Origin of the sequence: Pseudomonas sp. RA_15y_Pfl2_54 (assembly GCF_963971015.1) — a bacterium.
GTDB lineage: Bacteria > Pseudomonadota > Gammaproteobacteria > Pseudomonadales > Pseudomonadaceae > Aquipseudomonas > Aquipseudomonas baetica_A.
This window is the reverse complement of the sequence record NZ_CAXAPN010000030.1, coordinates 42,586-60,185: the sequence shown is the minus strand read 5'-3', so window position 1 is coordinate 60,185 and position 17,600 is coordinate 42,586. Positions and strand designations below refer to the sequence as shown.

13 protein-coding genes are annotated in these 17,600 nt (G+C 59.9%); 10 read left to right on the top strand and 3 right to left on the bottom strand.

Annotation, left to right across the window (positions count from 1 at the left end; translation table 11 throughout):
* Positions 1–126: 126 nt before the first annotated feature.
* Positions 127–603 carry a thioesterase family protein gene (locus AACY50_RS20795; protein ID WP_339539070.1) on the top strand — a complete coding sequence of 159 codons (477 nt, stop codon included), beginning with the start codon at positions 127–129 and terminating at the stop codon, positions 601–603.
* A gap of 309 nt (positions 604–912) precedes the next feature.
* The gene (locus AACY50_RS20790; RefSeq protein WP_339539069.1) at positions 913–1,176 is read left to right on the top strand and encodes a hypothetical protein; all 264 of its coding nucleotides are present in this window, start codon (positions 913–915) and stop codon (positions 1,174–1,176) included.
* Positions 1,177–1,288: 112 nt separating this feature from the next.
* Here the strand turns inward: AACY50_RS20790 and AACY50_RS20785 are convergent, their stop codons facing one another.
* On the bottom strand, positions 1,289–2,392 hold the full coding sequence (locus AACY50_RS20785) for a GlxA family transcriptional regulator (protein ID WP_221731180.1): 1,104 nt from the start codon (positions 2,390–2,392) through the stop codon (positions 1,289–1,291).
* A 523-nt stretch (positions 2,393–2,915) separates the two neighbouring features.
* Positions 2,916–4,292 (bottom strand): L-serine ammonia-lyase, encoded by a 1,377-nt coding sequence (locus AACY50_RS20780; protein WP_339430281.1) that lies wholly within the window; start codon positions 4,290–4,292, stop codon positions 2,916–2,918.
* Positions 4,293–4,717: 425 nt separating this feature from the next.
* Between AACY50_RS20780 and AACY50_RS20775 the strand changes: the two genes are divergently transcribed.
* The 3 genes from AACY50_RS20775 to choV all read left to right on the top strand — a co-directional run bounded on the left by AACY50_RS20775 (position 4,718) and on the right by choV (position 7,752).
* On the top strand, positions 4,718–5,665 hold the full coding sequence (locus AACY50_RS20775; RefSeq protein ID WP_339430282.1) for a choline ABC transporter substrate-binding protein: 948 nt from the start codon (positions 4,718–4,720) through the stop codon (positions 5,663–5,665).
* A 66-nt stretch (positions 5,666–5,731) separates the two neighbouring features.
* Positions 5,732–6,577: a choline ABC transporter permease subunit gene (choW, locus tag AACY50_RS20770; protein WP_221731183.1), complete on the top strand. Its 846-nt coding sequence runs from the start codon at positions 5,732–5,734 to the stop codon at positions 6,575–6,577.
* The gene (gene choV / locus AACY50_RS20765) at positions 6,574–7,752 is read left to right on the top strand and encodes a choline ABC transporter ATP-binding protein (protein ID WP_339430283.1); all 1,179 of its coding nucleotides are present in this window, start codon (positions 6,574–6,576) and stop codon (positions 7,750–7,752) included. Before choW ends, choV begins: the two co-directional genes overlap by 4 nt.
* Before the next feature lie 201 nt (positions 7,753–7,953).
* Here choV and AACY50_RS20760 read toward each other — a convergent pair whose 3' ends face one another.
* On the bottom strand, positions 7,954–9,894 hold the full coding sequence (locus tag AACY50_RS20760) for a BCCT family transporter (RefSeq protein ID WP_339430496.1): 1,941 nt from the start codon (positions 9,892–9,894) through the stop codon (positions 7,954–7,956).
* Between the two features lie 484 nt (positions 9,895–10,378).
* Here AACY50_RS20760 and betI point away from each other — a divergent pair, with 484 nt between their 5' ends.
* The 5 genes from betI to AACY50_RS20735 all read left to right on the top strand — a co-directional run bounded on the left by betI (position 10,379) and on the right by AACY50_RS20735 (position 17,483).
* Positions 10,379–10,972: a transcriptional regulator BetI gene (gene betI, locus AACY50_RS20755; protein WP_339430284.1), complete on the top strand. Its 594-nt coding sequence runs from the start codon at positions 10,379–10,381 to the stop codon at positions 10,970–10,972.
* A gap of 108 nt (positions 10,973–11,080) precedes the next feature.
* A complete protein-coding gene (betB, locus tag AACY50_RS20750) occupies positions 11,081–12,553 on the top strand; it encodes a betaine-aldehyde dehydrogenase (protein WP_339430285.1) in 1,473 nt (490 codons plus the stop codon).
* A 152-nt stretch (positions 12,554–12,705) separates the two neighbouring features.
* Positions 12,706–14,409 (top strand): choline dehydrogenase, encoded by a 1,704-nt coding sequence (gene betA, locus AACY50_RS20745; RefSeq protein ID WP_339539068.1) that lies wholly within the window; start codon positions 12,706–12,708, stop codon positions 14,407–14,409.
* 294 nt (positions 14,410–14,703) lie between these two features.
* Positions 14,704–16,146 (top strand): TldD/PmbA family protein, encoded by a 1,443-nt coding sequence (locus tag AACY50_RS20740; RefSeq protein ID WP_339430287.1) that lies wholly within the window; start codon positions 14,704–14,706, stop codon positions 16,144–16,146.
* Positions 16,146–17,483 carry a TldD/PmbA family protein gene (locus AACY50_RS20735; protein WP_339430288.1) on the top strand — a complete coding sequence of 446 codons (1,338 nt, stop codon included), beginning with the start codon at positions 16,146–16,148 and terminating at the stop codon, positions 17,481–17,483. Before AACY50_RS20740 ends, AACY50_RS20735 begins: the two co-directional genes overlap by 1 nt.
* Positions 17,484–17,600: the final 117 nt, after the last annotated feature.

Sequence of the window (17,600 nt, the reverse complement as noted above, 5' to 3'; positions counted from 1 at the left end):
CCTTGCTCAACAGTTCCGGCCCCTTCGCGAGCAAACCCGCTCCCACAGATGACCGCATTCCCATGTGGGAGCGGGCTTGCTCGCGAAGACGGCAGCCCAGCCACTATCAATGTTGGATCTGACACCATGCCCAGCCTCACCACCTACCAAACCCGCATCATCCCCGACTGGGTCGACTACAACGGCCACCTGCGCGACGCTTTCTACCTGCTGATCTTCAGCTATGCCACCGACGCCCTGATGGATCGCCTCGGCATGGACAGCAACCACCGCGAAGCCAGCGGCCACTCGCTGTTCACCCTGGAACTGCACCTCAACTACCTGCACGAAGTGAAGCTCGACACCGACGTCGAAGTACGCACGCAAATCATCGGTCACGACAGCAAACGCCTGCATCTCTATCACAGCCTGCACAAAGTCGGGGAAGACCAGGAGCTGGCCGGCAATGAGCAGATGTTGCTGCACGTCGACCTCGCCGGCCCGCGCTCGGCGCCGTTCAGCGCGGACACCTTGAGCCGTCTGCAAGCCATCGTCGCCGAGCAGGCCGACCTGCCCGCCCCGACTTACATCGGCCGCATCATAGCCCTGCCACCGGCCCGTTAAAACCCACGATAGAGCGAGATGAGCGCTTGCTGCGCAGATCGGTTTCACTGACGGACAGGCAAAAAAAGCCCCGATACAAGCCGTGACAGGATCGGGGCTGAGGGTACTGTTGAGGAGCTGCCGTGCGAGGGTGACCAAACCGTCGTGTTGCAAGCTGAAGCCAGTTTGCCCACTCCCTTTGACAACGAGTTAGCCGAAAACGACCCGTTCATAGTCGTAGCAGCCACTGCGACAAATCGCCCTTGCCGTCCCTCCCCTTGCCTACCAGAATCGAGTCACGACCTCCGTTGCTGAAGAAGGATTCTCCTCATGATGTTTGCCGATTTGATCGATCAGGAAGACCTGTTGGGACAGCTCAAGGCATTGGGATTACAGGTGCCGGTCGGCTCGACGGCCGAGCAGGCATGTGAATTCGCCGTAATGGGTCTGGACGATGCTCGGGCGTTCGAATTGCGCAAAATGGTCAAGGACATGTACACCAGCGGCGCGAGCATCCAGCCGGCTGTGCGCCAAGCCATCGACAAACAGTTGTTGCCGGCATTGGCACACTACCAACAGACCCACAGCGCCTGAGCAAGCCAATCGCCCACAGGCGGGTTCCCACAGTTTTTGTGTCTGACCACATTTTTGTGATCGACATCCATCCTGTGGGAGCCCGCCTGCTGGCGATGAACGATGACTCGGTTTACAACCTTACGCTGGCAAACGTCGATTCATTACGCGCCTGACTCAACGCCGACATCGGCCCCGACAGCGGCGACAGCACCATCGCCTGCGGCAACTGCATCATCGCCACCTGCTGGGTGGTGTTGGAGCCAACGCGCTCGTCACGCGGCGGAATGCCGAAGTATTCGCGGTAGCACTTGGAGAAGTGCGGCGTTGAGACGAAACCACACACCGAAGCCACTTCGATGATCGACATCGGCGTCTGCTTGAGCAGTTGCCGGGCACGAATCAAACGCAGCTTGAGGTAGTAACGCGACGGCGAGCAGTGCAGGTATTTCTGGAACAACCGCTCGAGCTGACGACGGGACACGGCGACATACACCGCCAGTTCGTCGAGGTCGATCGGTTCCTCAAGGTTGGCCTCCATCAGCGCGACGATTTCCTGCAGCTTCGGCTGGTTGGTGCCGAGCATGTGCTTGAGCGGCACGCGCTGGTGATCCTGTTCGTTGCGGATGCGCTCATAGACGAACATTTCCGAGATCGCGGCGGACAGTTCACGGCCGTGATCGCGGCTGATCAGGTGCAGCATCATGTCCAGCGGCGCGGTGCCGCCGGAGCTGGTGAAGCGGTTGCGGTCGAGGGTGAACAAGCGAGTACTCATGGCCACGCGCGGGAAAGCTTCCTGCATTGCCGCCAGGCATTCCCAGTGCACGCTGCAATCGAAACCGTCGAGCAGCCCGGCGCAGGCCAAGGCCCAACTGCCGGTGCACACGGCACCCAGACGACGCGACTGACGCGCCTGGCTTTGCAGCCAGGAGACGTGCTCACGGGTCACGGTGCGCTGGATACCGACACCGCCACAGACAATCACGGTGTCCAGCGGGGGCGCTTTGTGCATCGAGGCGTCGGGCGTGATTTGCAGGCCGTCACTGGCCCACACCTGGCCGCCATCGACGGTGAGGGTGCTCCAGCGAAACAGTTCACGACCGGACAACTGATTGGCCATGCGCAGCGGCTCAACCGCAGAGGCCAGGGAAATCAGCGTGAAATTGTCCAGCAGCAGAAAGCCGATGGATTGAGGCGCACGGTTCTGGGGTTGAGCCCCTGAGTTGAACGACGTCATCGCGGTATCTCCTCACACAAAGCGGGTGAAGGCCTCAGGCGGAGGCTCTTGTTTTTGCCAGCGTTCTCGAGTGGGAGACGGGCTTTGTTATGACAGAGCAATTGCCATGCCTAAAATTGAATGGCCATTCAATAACTCCTGAAAACGACATCACGACGCGTCTATATGAGACCTCCGGCGAAGGGTGTTTGGAAGTGCCATCAGCGAGGGGCAAAGCTCTGCTCCGTTGCCTGTGAGCAGATCGGTATCACTTGTGGGAACGGGGCTGCGCGCCGTTCCACAGGAGTGTCACCACAGGCACAGGTGACGGACGGTAGGGTGTGCTGATTGCCTGTTACAGGTGGGAAAGACTCTTATCTGATTGCGACGCGCCAAAAGGTGGCGTGTTTGATTAACCGTGTTCATTTAGCGCGCAGTTTTGACTGGTCTGGCCCAATCGCCGGCAGGTTGGTTTGCACAGGTTTTCTGATCGATACGAATCGACTGTGGTCGCTAGCCTGCTAACGATTGAAGCCACTCGGTTTCAGCACTCAACCGCGCTGACCGCCAACCCACCGCGCGATGTTTCTTTATATTTGTCATGCATGTCGGCACCGGTATCACGCATGGTGCGAATCACCCGGTCCAGCGAGATGAAGTGCTGACCATCGCCACGCAACGCCATTTGCGCGGCGTTGATCGCCTTCACCGCCGCAATCGCATTGCGCTCGATGCACGGCACCTGGACGAGGCCGCCTACCGGATCGCAGGTCAAACCGAGGTTATGTTCCAGGCCGATTTCCGCCGCGTTGCACAACTGCTCAGGCGAAGCGCCAAGAATCTCCGCCAGCCCTGCCGCCGCCATCGCACAGGCCGACCCGACCTCGCCCTGACAACCGACTTCGGCACCGGAAATCGACGCGTTCTTTTTGCACAGAATCCCCACCGCCGCCGCCGCCAGGAAGTAGTCGACCACGTTGGCGTCGGTGACCGCTTCGCTGAACTTCATAAAGTAGTGCAGCACCGCCGGAATGATCCCCGCCGCACCGTTGGTCGGCGCCGTGACCATCCGCCCGCCCGCCGCGTTCTCTTCATTCACGGCAAGGGCGAACAGGTTGACCCACTCCATCGCGCTCAGCGTCGAGCCGATCACGTTGGGCTTGTTCAATTCCTGCAGGCTGCGATGCAACTTCGCCGCACGCCGACGCACATTCAACCCACCAGGCAGGATGCCTTCGTGCTTGAGGCCTTGCTCGACGCAATCTTGCATCGCAAGCCAGAGTTTCATCAGCCCGGCGCGGATTTCCTCTTCGCTGCGCCAGACCTTTTCGTTGGCCATCATCAAGTCGGCGACGCGCAAGTTGTGTTGCTTGCACAGCGCCAACAACTCCACGGCACTGGAGAAGTCATAGGGCAGTTCGGTGCGATCCAGATCCACCACACCGCTGCAGGCTTGCGCCTCATCCACGACAAAGCCGCCACCGACCGAGTAATAGGTGTCGCGATGCAGGGTAGCGCCATCACCTTCGGCGATCAGCGTCATGGCGTTGGGGTGGAAAGGCAGGTTCTCCTCGATCAGACGCATGTCCCGGGCCCAGACAAAGGGTACCGTCAGGCGACCGTCCAGCAAGAGCGTATCGGTTTCGCGTAGCGCCTGGATGCGCGGGCCAATCTGTGCGGGATCGATTGCATCAGGCCATTCGCCCATCAATCCCATGATCACCGCGTTGTCGCTGCCATGGCCGATACCCGTGGCCGACAGCGATCCATAAAGCTGAACTTCGACACGCCGAACGTCATCGAGCAGGGCCTTTTCTCGCAGGCTTTGCACGAACAGAGCAGCGGCGCGCATCGGGCCCACAGTATGGGAACTGGAAGGGCCAATGCCGATTTTAAACAGGTCGAAAACGCTGATTGCCATGGGCGAATATCTCAAGTTCAAACACGTCCCGACACGGCTGCGCCGGGCGGCGCAGCAACTACGCTTGACGCCGGAATTCGCACATCTTCCGGTTTTTGCCGTAAGGTTGACGTCTGACACCGACGTAGTCTTGTCCACTAACGCCGTGTGTCGGTGAGGCTCTATCCACTCGCTTTTTAGTGGCCCAGGGAGCCGTCAATGGGTGGAAAAAAGCTGTAAGCGACGTTACCGACACTAGATGCGACCACGCCTGTACTGGATGCGACCCTACCTGTAGGCGTCCGATATGCACTGGTACATGATCATTTACGACTTGATTGCAAGGCTGCGTGTCAGAACACGTTTCACGCACCTACCGACCGCAACATTCATAAGTGCGGGTATCCCGTCGGAACACCGCCCAAAAAACACTCAGGAGTCCCCCCATGAAAGGTTCCCCCTCGTTGTTGTTGGCCGCCATGCTCAGTCTTCCTCTTCTGGCCCAGGCTTCAGAACCGGAACAATGCAGCACCGTCAACTTCTCCGATGTCGGCTGGACCGATATCACCGTGACAACCGCCACCACCAGCGTCGTACTCGACGCACTGGGGTACAAAACCAAGACCACCATGATTTCCGTACCGGTGACCTACAAGTCCCTGGCCGACGGCAAGAACATGGACATTTTCCTCGGCAACTGGATGCCGACCATGGAAAACGACATCAAGGCCTACCGCGATGCCGGTACCGTGGACGTCGTGCGCACCAACCTCAAGGGCGCCAAATACACCCTCGCCGTGCCGCAAGCCCTGTACGACAAAGGTCTGCATGACTTTGCCGACATCGCCAAATTCAAGAAAGAACTCGACGGCAAGATCTACGGCATCGAGCCAGGCAACGACGGTAACCGTCTGATCCAGAGCATGATCGACAAAAACGCTTTCGGCCTGAAAGACGCCGGCTTCAAAATCGTGGAATCCAGCGAAGCGGGGATGCTGTCGCAGGTCGATCGCGCCCAGAGACGTGACACCGCGGTCGTATTCCTGGGCTGGGCCCCCCACCCGATGAACAAACGCTTCCATATTCAATACCTGACCGGGGGCGATGACTTCTTCGGCCCGGATTTCGGCGCCGCCACCGTGGCCACCAACACCCGCAAGGGCTATGTCGAAGAGTGCAGCAATGTCGGCCAGTTGCTGAAGAACCTGGAGTTCACCGTCGACATGGAAAGTGAGCTGATGGGCAATGTTCTCGATGACAAGATGAAGCCCGAAGCAGCAGCCAAAGCCTGGCTGAAGAAAAATCCACAGATACTCGATACCTGGCTCGCTGGCGTGACCACCATTGACGGTAAACCAGGCCTTGCGGCCGTGAAAGCCAAGCTCGCGCAGTAATCGCCTTATGCCGGGCGAGTGCGCTCGCCCGGACTGTTTATTCCTTGCATGCGGACGTTCACTACCATGCTGATTGATCAGAAAATACCTTTAGGCCAGTACATCGCGGGTTTCGTTGAATGGTTGACCGACCACGGCGCCAATACATTCGACGCAATCGCCGTGACACTGGAAACGATGATCCACGGCGTGACGTTTGCGCTCACCTGGTTCAACCCTTTTGTCTTGATCGGCCTCATCGCCGTACTCGCCCATTTCATCCAGCGCAAATGGGGACTGACTGCTTTTGTGATTGCATCCTTCCTGCTGATCCTCAATCTGGGGTACTGGCAGGAAACCATGGAAACCCTCGCCCAGGTCATGTTCGCGACCCTGGTTTGCGTGGTCATCGGCGTGCCGTTGGGCATCGTCGCCGCGCACAAACCGATGTTCTACACATTGATGCGTCCGGTTCTCGATCTGATGCAGACCGTACCCACCTTCGTTTACCTCATTCCTACCCTGACCCTCTTCGGGCTGGGCGTGGTGCCGGGCCTGATCTCCACGGTGGTGTTCGCCATCGCAGCGCCGATCCGCCTGACTTACCTGGGCATCCGCGATGTCCCGCAAGAACTGATGGACGCCGGCAAAGCCTTCGGCTGCTCGCGTCGCCAACTGCTTTCACGGATTGAACTGCCTCACGCCATGCCGAGCATCGCGGCCGGCATCACCCAGTGCATCATGCTGTCGCTGTCGATGGTGGTGATCGCTGCACTGGTAGGCGCCGACGGACTCGGCAAACCGGTGGTCAACGCACTGAACACTGCTGATATCGCCCTGGGCTTCGAAGCAGGCCTGGCGATCGTACTGCTGGCGATCATGCTCGACCGTATCTGCAAACAGCCCGAAGCCAAAGCAGGGGGTGACGCATGAGCATCATTCGCTTCGAAGACGTCGACGTAATTTTCTCCAAGGACCCGCGCGAGGCACTCAAGCTGCTGGATGAGGGCATGACCCGCAACGAGATCCTGAAAAAGACCGGGCAGATCGTCGGCGTGGAAAAGGCCAGCCTCGACATCAACAAAGGCGAAATCTGCGTGCTGATGGGCCTGTCCGGCTCTGGCAAGTCGAGCCTGCTGCGTTGCATCAACGGCCTCAACACCGTGAGCCGCGGCAAGCTGTTCGTCGAGCACGAAAACCGTCAGATCGATATCGCATCCTGCACCCCCGCCGAACTGAAAATGATGCGTACCAAACGCATCGCCATGGTGTTCCAGAAGTTCGCACTGATGCCGTGGCTGACGGTTCGCGAGAACATCAGCTTTGGTCTGGAAATGCAGGGCCGACCGGAAAAGGAACGCAGGAAGCTGGTTGACGAGAAGCTCGAACTGGTAGGTCTGGCCCAATGGCGCAACAAAAAGCCTGACGAACTCTCCGGCGGCATGCAGCAGCGCGTCGGCCTTGCTCGTGCACTGGCGATGGACGCCGACATTCTGCTGATGGACGAACCGTTTTCGGCACTCGACCCGCTGATCCGCCAAGGCCTGCAGGATGAACTGCTGGAACTGCAACGCAAGTTGAACAAGACCATCGTCTTCGTCAGCCACGACCTCGACGAGGCGCTGAAACTGGGCAGCCGCATCGCGATCATGAAGGACGGTCGCATCGTCCAGTACAGCGTGCCGGAAGAGATCGTGCTGAACCCGGCGGATGACTATGTGCGTACCTTCGTGGCGCACACCAATCCGCTCAACGTGCTGTGCGGGCGCAGCCTGATGCGCACCCTGGATAACTGCAAACGCATCAACGGTTCGGTGTGCCTGGACCCGGGCGACGACTCGTGGCTGGACCTGGCCGAGGGCAACACCATCAAAGGCGCACGGCAGAACGGCTCGACACTCAACCTGCAGAACTGGGCACCGGGACAAGCGGTTGAAGGGCTGGAGCGCAAACCGACGCTGGTGGACTCCAACATCGGCATGCGTGACGCCTTGCAGATTCGTTATCAGACCGGCAACAAACTGGTGCTGCACGATAACAATCAGGTCGTAGGGATTCTCGGTGACAGCGAGTTGTATCACGCGTTGCTGGGCAAGAACCTGGGGTAGTAATCCCGGACACAAAAACGCCGCGAGAGGATCGCGGCGTTTTTGTTTATCAGGGCGTCAGGTCAAACCGTGTTGTGGCTGATGGCCCTTTTCGCGAGCAAGCCCGCTTCCACAGTTAAAATGCAGGCCAATGTGGGAGCCGGCTTGCTCGCGAAGGATGCGGCGCGGTGCTTTTGAAAGAAACACCGCGCCACTTGCCGTTTAGCTGTACACCCGGCCAAGGAGCTGCCGATGGCTTTCAAACTGATCGAGCACATCCCGCGTGATCTGATCCTGCGTGAAGCCCATCAGGTCGTAATCCTGGCTGCCGCTTTGCAGATACACCTCGGCGCGATAGAAACGCTGACGCGCCTCTTCAGACGCCACCGATTCGGCAGGGGTTGCGAGGTAACCGTCCAGACTCACTTCGTAAACGAAAGGGTTGCTCTCTTCCATCTCGATGCGCACGCCCATGCAGCGCTTGGATTTACCCAGCAGCGTTTGCACTTCCAGCCCCTGAGCACGCATTTGCGCAGCCGCGCTTTCCAGCGCCGGGCTGACTTGCTTGTCCATGAAACGCTGCACCACCGACTGGCTCGGTTGCAGGTCCAGCTGAGTCAAACGCTCGCTGAAACCCCGACGACCACGTTCGGCCAGTTGCGCTTGCTCCTCTTCGATCAGCACGTCCTGACGCATTGCCTTGTGCAGGCCGAACATGAAGAACACCAGCACCACCGAGAACGGCAGACCGGCCAGCACCACCATCGTTTGCATCGCTTCAAAGTTACCGGCGAACAGCAAACCGATGGTCACCAGGGTGATCACCACCGACCAGAAGATCCGCAGCCAGTGGGGCGCATCTTCGTCGACGTTGCCGCCCTTGCAGGACAGGTTGGCCATCATCACCGCGCCAGAGTCGGCCGGGGTCAGGAACAGCACGAAGCCGACGAAGATCGACACACCGATGACAACTTTCGACGCCGGATAGTGCTCAAGCAACTGATAGATCGCCATCGACGGCTGTTCCAGCGCCGTCTTCCCAAGCTCAACCGCCCCATGGTTCATCACCAGATCCAGCGCCGAGTTGCCGAAGATCGACAGCCAGGCCAGCGTGAAGCCCAGCGGAATCAGAAGCACGCCGGCTACCAGTTCACGCACGGTACGCCCACGGGAGATACGCGCGATGAACATGCCTACAAATGGCGCCCAGGAAATCCACCAGGCCCAGTAGAACAGCGTCCACAGGCCCAACCAGCGGTCGGATTTGGCGCTGTCGCCTTCATAGACGTACAGGTCGAACGTCTTCAGCACCGCGCCGTTGAGGTAGTCGCCGATGTTCTGCACAAAGCCGTTGAGCAAGTGCAACGTCGGGCCGAACAGCAGGACGAAAATCAGCAGACCGCTGAACAGCACGATGTTCAGGTTGGACAGACGACGGATACCGTTTTCCACACCGGACACGGCAGCGATGGTCGCCACCGTGCTCATCACGATGATCACGATCAGCAGGTTAGTGTTGCTGTGTTCCATGCCGAACAGGTTTTCAAGGCCCGAAGACACTTGCAGCGAACCAATCCCCAGGTTCGTCACCAGACCCAGCAGGGTCACGAACATGCCGAAGCCGTCCACCGCGTGACCGGCCGCGCCTTTGACCCAACGCTCGCCGACCAGCGGATACAGCGCCGAACGCAGGGCCAGCGGTTGGTTATGACGGTAGGCAAAGTAAGCCACGGCCAAGCCGACCAATGCATAGATCGCCCAGCCGTGCAGGCCCCAGTGCAGGAACGTCAGTTGCACCGCCTGACGCGCCGCCATGTTGGTGGCGGCCACGCCTTCCGGCGGATTGAAGTAGTGATCCAGCGGCTCGGACGCGCCGAAATACAGCAGCGAAATCCCGATACCCGACGAGAACAGCATCCCCGCCCAGGCGCCGTAACTGAAATCCGGGGTGTCGTCCTTGCTGCCCAGTTTGAGTTTTCCGTAGGAGGAGAACGCCAGGCCCACCACAAACACCAGGTAAGCGGCGATCACCACCATGTAGTACCAGCCGAAGCTGCGCGACAACCACTCCTGAGCCACACCCAACAGTCTGCCGGCCTCTTGCGGGGCGATAATCAGAATGGCGGTCAACAACAGAATCAACGCGGTAGAGGTGTAGAACACCCAACCGTTGACCGTCACCTTCTCGGGCGGGGTCTTTATAAGCGAGGCAGAACTCATGGCACAAATGCTCCAGGCAGTGCGAGAGAAGAACACAAGGCAACACGGCACCCGACCAATCGGTTAGTTGGCAGCCGACCGGCGGGTGATATAAAGACACCCCGAAAAAAGCCCGAACCTGCCGAAATGGTGTTGCGAATCGCTTTCGTGGCCGAAAGTCCGGACGTTCATCCGAAACCTGGCCCTGAGCGTCTTGCCCTTTCAACACGTCCATCGAACCGCGAACCGCGCCATGCCCCGCGCAGGTTTCGAGCTTTTTTGGATGTCAGTTTTATCGCCACTTACATGTAGGAAAAATCTGTAGGCAGCGACGAATTGTCGCAGATCTTATTCTTTGTTGATTGAACGTTCAATCAAAACAAAATAGACTGGCCCTCAATCCGATAGGCGTTATTCGCCCGTCGGAAGGCCTAAGGAGATGTGCAAGATGCCCAAGGTCGGTATGCAACCCATCCGCCGCCAACAACTGATCGAAGCCACATTGCAGGCGGTCGATCAGGTCGGAATGGGGGACGCCAGCATTGCGCTGATCGCCCGTTTGGCCGGTGTCTCGAATGGCATCATCAGTCATTACTTTCAGGACAAGAACGGCCTGATTGCCGCCACGATGCGGTATCTGATGAACGTCCTCAGCGAGAACGTCACCGCACGCCGTCAGGCGTTGACAGACAGCAGCCCTCGGGCGCATCTGCAGGTGATCATCGAAGGCAACTTCGACGCCAGCCAGATCAATGGCCCGGCAATGAAAACCTGGCTGGCCTTCTGGGCCACCAGCATGCATCAGCCGTCTTTGCACAGGTTGCAGCGGATCAACGATCACCGTCTGTATTCCAACCTGTGCTGCGAGTTTCGCCGTGTGTTGCCGCTCGAAGAAGCGCGCAGTGCCGCGCGAGGACTGGCAGCGTTGATTGACGGTTTGTGGTTGCGCGGCGCGCTGTCAGGAGACGCTTTCGACACGGCGCAGGCGCAACAGATCGCTTACGAATACATGGATATCCAATTGGCCAAGCAGGTGAGTTAGAGCACACAGAAAACGCTCGGCCCCTGAACTGTCACCGACCAGCGATGCCTCAGTTACATGGCTCACCCGGTGACCAACGCCAACCACCAATGCACTTGCGAGGACACTATGGCCCGTTTCGAACTGCAAAAACTCTACATCGATGGCGCGTATTCCGACGCCGGCAGCGATGCCACCTTCGAAGCCATCAACCCGGCTAACGGCGAAGTTCTCGCACAAGTGCAACGTGCGACCAAGGAAGACGTCGAGCGCGCTGTGGTCAGCGCCGAAAAGGGCCAGAAAATCTGGGCCGCGATGACCGCCATGGAGCGTTCGCGCATCCTGCGTCGTGCCGTCGACATCCTGCGCGAGCGCAACGATGAACTGGCCGCACTGGAAACCCTGGACACTGGTAAAGCCTTCTCCGAAACCAAGTACGTCGACATCGTCACCGGCGCCGACGTGCTGGAATACTACGCAGGCTTGGTACCCGCCATCGAAGGCGAGCAGATCCCGCTGCGTGACACTTCTTTCGTCTACACCCGTCGCGAGCCGCTGGGCGTTGTGGCCGGTATCGGTGCGTGGAACTACCCGATCCAGATCGCGCTGTGGAAATCCGCTCCAGCGCTGGCCGCCGGTAACGCGATGATCTTCAAGCCAAGCGAAGTCACCTCGCTGACGACCCTGAAACTGGCCGAGATCTACACCGAAGCCGGCGTGCCAAACGGTGTGTTCAACGTTCTGACCGGCAGCGGCCGCGAAGTCGGCACCTGGCTGACCGAGCACCCGCGCATCGAGAAAATCTCGTTCACTGGCGGCACTGACACTGGCAAAAAAGTCATGGCCAGCGCTTCGGCATCCTCGCTCAAAGACGTGACCATGGAACTGGGCGGCAAGTCGCCGCTGATCATCTGCGACGACGCCGACCTCGATCGCGCTGCCGACACCGCGATGATGGCCAACTTCTACAGCTCCGGTCAGGTCTGCACCAACGGCACTCGCGTGTTCGTACCGAGCCACCTCAAAGCCGCTTTCGAAGCCAAGATCCTTGAGCGCGTGGCGCGCATCCGCATCGGCAACCCGGAAGACGAAAACACCAACTTCGGCCCGCTGGTCAGCTTCCCGCACATGGAAAGCGTGCTCAGCTACATCGCCAAAGGCAAAGAAGAAGGTGCCCGCGTCCTGTGTGGCGGCGAGCGTCTGACCGACGGCGAATTCGCCAAAGGCGCGTTTGTTGCCCCAACCGTGTTCACCGACTGCACCGACGACATGACCATCGTTCGTGAAGAAATCTTTGGCCCGGTCATGGCGATCCTCTCCTACGAAACCGAAGAAGAAGTGATCCGCCGCGCCAACGACACCGACTTCGGCCTGGCCGCCGGTATCGTCACCAAAGACCTGAACCGCGCTCACCGCGTGATTCATCAACTGGAAGCCGGTATCTGCTGGATCAACGCCTGGGGCGAGTCCGACGCAAAAATGCCGGTGGGCGGTTACAAGCAGTCGGGCGTGGGCCGTGAGAATGGCATCAGCTCGCTGAACAACTTCACTCGCATCAAATCGGTACAGGTCGAGCTGGGCGATTACGTCTCGGTGTTCTAAGACCGAGCCTTGTATTGCTCGCGAGGCCGCCTTCGCGAGCAAACCCGCTCCCACAGGAGCCCCCATTCCAAGGTGGGAGCGGGCTTGCCCGCGAGTCGAGTGCGAAGCACTCGTCAGGCCTGACCTGACCACATCTAAAGAGGGTGCATTCAATGTCCCAAGAATTCGATTACATCATCATCGGTGCCGGTTCGGCCGGTAACACCCTGGCGACCCGTCTGACTGAAGACGAAGGCGTCACCGTTCTGCTGCTCGAAGCGGGCGGCCCGGACTACCGTTTCGACTTCCGTACACAAATGCCCGCCGCTCTGGCATTCCCGCTGCAAGGCCGTCGCTACAACTGGGCGTACGAAACCGATCCAGAGCCACACATGGACGGTCGCCGGATGGAATGCGGTCGCGGCAAAGGCCTCGGCGGTTCTTCGCTGATCAACGGCATGTGCTACATCCGTGGCAACGCGATGGACTACGATGGCTGGTCGAAACTGCCGGGCCTGGAAGACTGGACCTACCTCGACTGCCTGCCGTACTTCCGCAAAGCCGAAACCCGCGACATCGGCCCGAACGATTACCACGGTGGCGAAGGCCCGGTCAGCGTGACCACGCCGAAGGCGGGCAACAACCCGCTGTTCCACGCCATGGTTGAAGCAGGCGTGCAGGCCGGTTACCCGCGCACCGAAGACTTGAACGGTTACCAGCAGGAAGGTTTCGGCCCGATGGACCGCACCGTGACGCCGAACGGCCGTCGTGCTTCCACCGCCCGAGGCTACCTCGACACCGCGAAAAAGCGTTCGACCCTGACCATCGTCACCCACGCCCTGACCGACAAGATCCTGTTCGAAGGCAAGCGTGCCGTTGGTGTGCGTTACCTGGTGGGCGACGCTGAAGAGCGCGTTGAAGCCAAAGCGCGCAAAGAAGTGCTGCTGTGCTCCGGCGCCATCGCATCGCCGCAGATTCTGCAACGTTCCGGCGTCGGCCCGGCGAAACTGCTGGAAAGCCTCGACATCCCGGTCGTACACGATTTGCCGGGCGTGGGCGAGAACCTGCAGGATCACCTGGAGCTGTACCTGCAATACGCTTGCACCCAACCGGTTTCGCTGTACCCGTCGCTGCTCTGGTACAACCAGCCAGCCATCGGCGCCGAATGGCTGTTCAACGGCACCGGCATCGGCGCCAGCAACCAGTTCGAGGCCGGCGGTTTCATCCGTTCGCGTCCGGAATTCGAATGGCCAAACATCCAGTACCACTTCCTGCCGGTCGCCATTAACTACAACGGCAGCAACGGTGTGAAAGAGCACGGTTTCCAGGCGCACATGGGTTCCATGCGTTCGCCAAGCCGTGGTCGCGTTCAGGCCAAGTCGAAAGACCCGCGCCAGCACCCGAGCATCCTGTTCAACTACATGGCCAGCGAGCAGGACTGGCAGGAATTCCGTGACGGCATCCGCCTGACCCGCGAAATCATGCAACAGCCGGCACTGGACGCTTTCCGTGGCCGCGAAATCAGCCCCGGCATCGACGTGCAAACCGATGAGCAACTGGACAAGTTCATCCGCGAACACGCCGAAACCGCGTTCCACCCGTCCTGCTCGTGCAAGATGGGCACCGACGACATGGCGGTCGTGGATGGCGAAGGTCGCGTGCACGGCATGCAGAGCCTGCGTGTGGTCGATGCCTCGATCATGCCGATCATCACCACTGGCAACCTGAACGCGCCGACGATCATGATGGCCGAGAAAATCGCCGACAAGATCCGTGGTCGCAAGCCATTGCCGCGTAGCACCGCCGCCTACTATGTAGCGGGCGATGCGCCGGTTAAGGGCAAGCCGATGCGTGATATCACGCCTGTTGCTCAGTAAGTCGTAATACCGAGGCGCGGCCTTCGTCGGAACGCCGCCCGGAGACAAGCCCGCTCCCACATCGGACCTGAGTGCTCACAGATTTTGTGTTCACTGGAGACCTACTGTGGGATCGGGCTTGCTCGCGAAGGGGCCCTCACATTCCACGCAAACCCCTCGACTTCAAGTAATTCCTCCTATACCCCTCGTCACTTGATCCTACCCCCACGCCGGCCTACTCTAGACCTCGCGCAACCGTTTCACCCCCTGCCCCACCGTCGCTGCACCGCAACTCCATAACAAGGAGGTTCCCGAATGTTCGATTTCCACCCCCAGCTCAAGCAGCGCTTCGCTGCCTTGCGCACGGGCGCTGATTTTTTTTCCCTGCGGTATGTACGCGAATCCGGTCAGCACCTGTCGGTGCGCAAGAACGTTGCCGAACCGCCGAGCCTGAGCCGCGACGAAGGGGCGATGCTCACTGTGCGCGTCAATGGCGTCGAAGCGTATGCGGCGACCAACGACCTGTCGCAACAAGGCCTGCAAGCCGCCCTTGAACGCGCCGAACAGCAAGCCCGGCGGCTCAAGCCCCACGCCTTGCTCGACCTGCGCGATCAACCGGTGTCCAGCGACCGCGCTGATTATTTTTCACCCAATCTCGAACAACCCTTCCCGTCCCTGAGCGACTGCTTTGAGCTGCTCGGCGCGGAGTCCGCCTCGGTGCCAAAGGATGAGCGCCTGGTGAATTGGGAAGTGAGCATCGGCATCACCCACGTCGAGCAGATCTATCTGAGCAGCGCCGGCGCCGAACTGCGCCAGGCCCAGCGCTTCGTCTACCCGAGCCTGGACGTCACCGCCTACGACGGTAACGACAGCCAGACTCGCAGCCTCGGTCGCGAGAACTTCGGCCAACAGGGCGGCGCCGACGTGATCAGCCGTTGCGGGCTGGTCGGCGCCGGCCCACAGGTGGCCGATCAGGCGCTGCAACTGCTGCTCGCACCGAACACCCCGCAAGGCCCGCGTGACCTGCTGCTGATGCCCGACCAGATGATGTTGCAGATCCACGAATCCATCGGCCACCCGCTGGAACTGGATCGCATCCTCGGTGATGAGCGCAATTACGCCGGCACCAGTTTCGTCAAAGCGAGCGACTTCGGCAGCCTGCAATACGGTTCAAAACTGCTCAACGTGACGTTCGATCCGGGCATTCCCGAAGAGCTCGCCAGCTACGGCCATGACGACGACGGCACCCAGGCGAGCAAGCAATTTCTGATTCGCGATGGTCTGTTGCTGCGCCCATTGGGCGGTGCGCTGTCGCAATACCGCGCGGGCCTGGACGGTGTCGCCAACAGCCGCGCCTGCGGCTGGAACCGCGCGCCGATCGACCGTATGGCCAACCTCAACATCGAGCCGGGCGACCAGCCACTTGAGCAAATGATCACGGGCATCGAGCATGGCATTCTGATGAGCACCAACCGTTCGTGGTCGATTGACGATGCGCGCAACAAATTCCAGTTCGGCTGTGAGTGGGGTCAACTGATCGAAAACGGTGAACTCAAAGGCGTGGTGAAAAACCCCAACTACCGGGCGATTTCCGCGCACTTCTGGAAGAGCCTGCGCGCCGTCGGCGACGCCAACACCGTCAAGGTGCTGGGCACGCCGAACTGCGGCAAGGGCGAACCAAACCAGGTCATCCGCGTCGGCCATGCCTCGCCGGCCTGCGTTTTCAGCAACATTGATGTATTTGGGGGAGACGCCTGATGAGCATTTCGAAGAATCAGTCCGACGCCTTCAAGGTGATGGTCAATTGGCTGCGTGACAGCGTGCGCGAGCCGGAACAGTTCACCCTCAGTTATGCAGCCGAGTCTTCGGCGTTTGTCCGCTTCAATCACGCCAAGGTGCGTCAGGCCGGGCAAGTGCAACAGGCCAGCATCGGGCTGAAGCTGGTCAATGACGGCCGTCACGCCGACCTGCAAATCACCCTGTCCGGTGATCAGGAAGCCGACCTGCAACGCCTCGCCGAAGGCTTGCAACAACTGCGCGACACCCTGCCGCTGCTGCCGCAGGATCCGTACTTGCTGCTCAACCACAACGGCTGGCAGAGCACGCATGTGCAGGAGCATCCGCTGCCGGACACCGAGCATGTGGTCGAACAAATCTGTGCCGCGGCCGAAGGCCTGGACCTGGTCGGTTTCTATGCCGCCGGCCCCATCAGCCGTGGTTTCGCCAGCTCATCGGGCGCGTTCGGCTGGCACCAGGCGAACAGTTTCAACTTCGACTTCAGCCTGTTCCACGAGAATGGCGAAGCGGTGAAGGCCAGCTACGCCGGGCATGACTGGAGCCGTGAGGGTTTCGCCAAACGCTTTGAGCAGGCACGCGAGCAACTGGCGTTTCTCGGCCGTCCGATACGCACCTTGGCGCCGGGACAGTACCGCGCCTACCTGGCACCGGCCGCGCTGGAAGAAATCATGGGCATGCTCAGTTGGGGCGGGTTCTCCGCGCAGTCGATCGCCAGCAAGAGCAGTCCGCTGCAAAAGCTGTATGTCGGCGATCAGGCGTTCAGTGCGCTGGTGTCACTGGATGAAAAAGTCAGCGACTCGCTGAGCCCGGCGTTTTCCGGCGAAGGTTATCCGCGCAGTGATCTGCGCCTGATTGTCGAGGGCAAGGCGGGTGATCAGTTGGTCGGTTCGCGCAGTGCGGCCGAATACGGTTTGACCGCCAACGGGGCCAGCGGCGGCGAATCGCCGAGTGCGCTGAACATGGCGGCGGGTGATCTGCCACAAGCGCAAATCCTCAAGCAGTTGGGCACAGGGCTGTACATCAGCAACCTGTGGTACCTGAACTTCTCGGACCAACCGGCGGCGCGCATGACGGGCATGACACGCTTCGCGACCTTCTGGGTCGAGAACGGCGAGATCCAGGCACCGGTCAGCACCATGCGTTTCGACGACAGCGCCTACAACCTGCTGGGTTCGCAACTGGAAGCATTGACCGCCGAGCGTGAGTTGCTGCTCTCGTCGAGTACGTACAGCCAGCGCAATACCTCGTCGGCGTTGTTGCCGGGGGCGTTGGTGAGCCGTTTGACTTTGACCCTGTAAGACAAAGATCCCCAGAACACTGGAGATCTACGGTGGGAGCGGGCTTGCTCGCGAAGGCGATGTGTCAGTCGATATTGAGGGTGACTGATACACCGCATTCGCGAGCAAGCCCGCTCA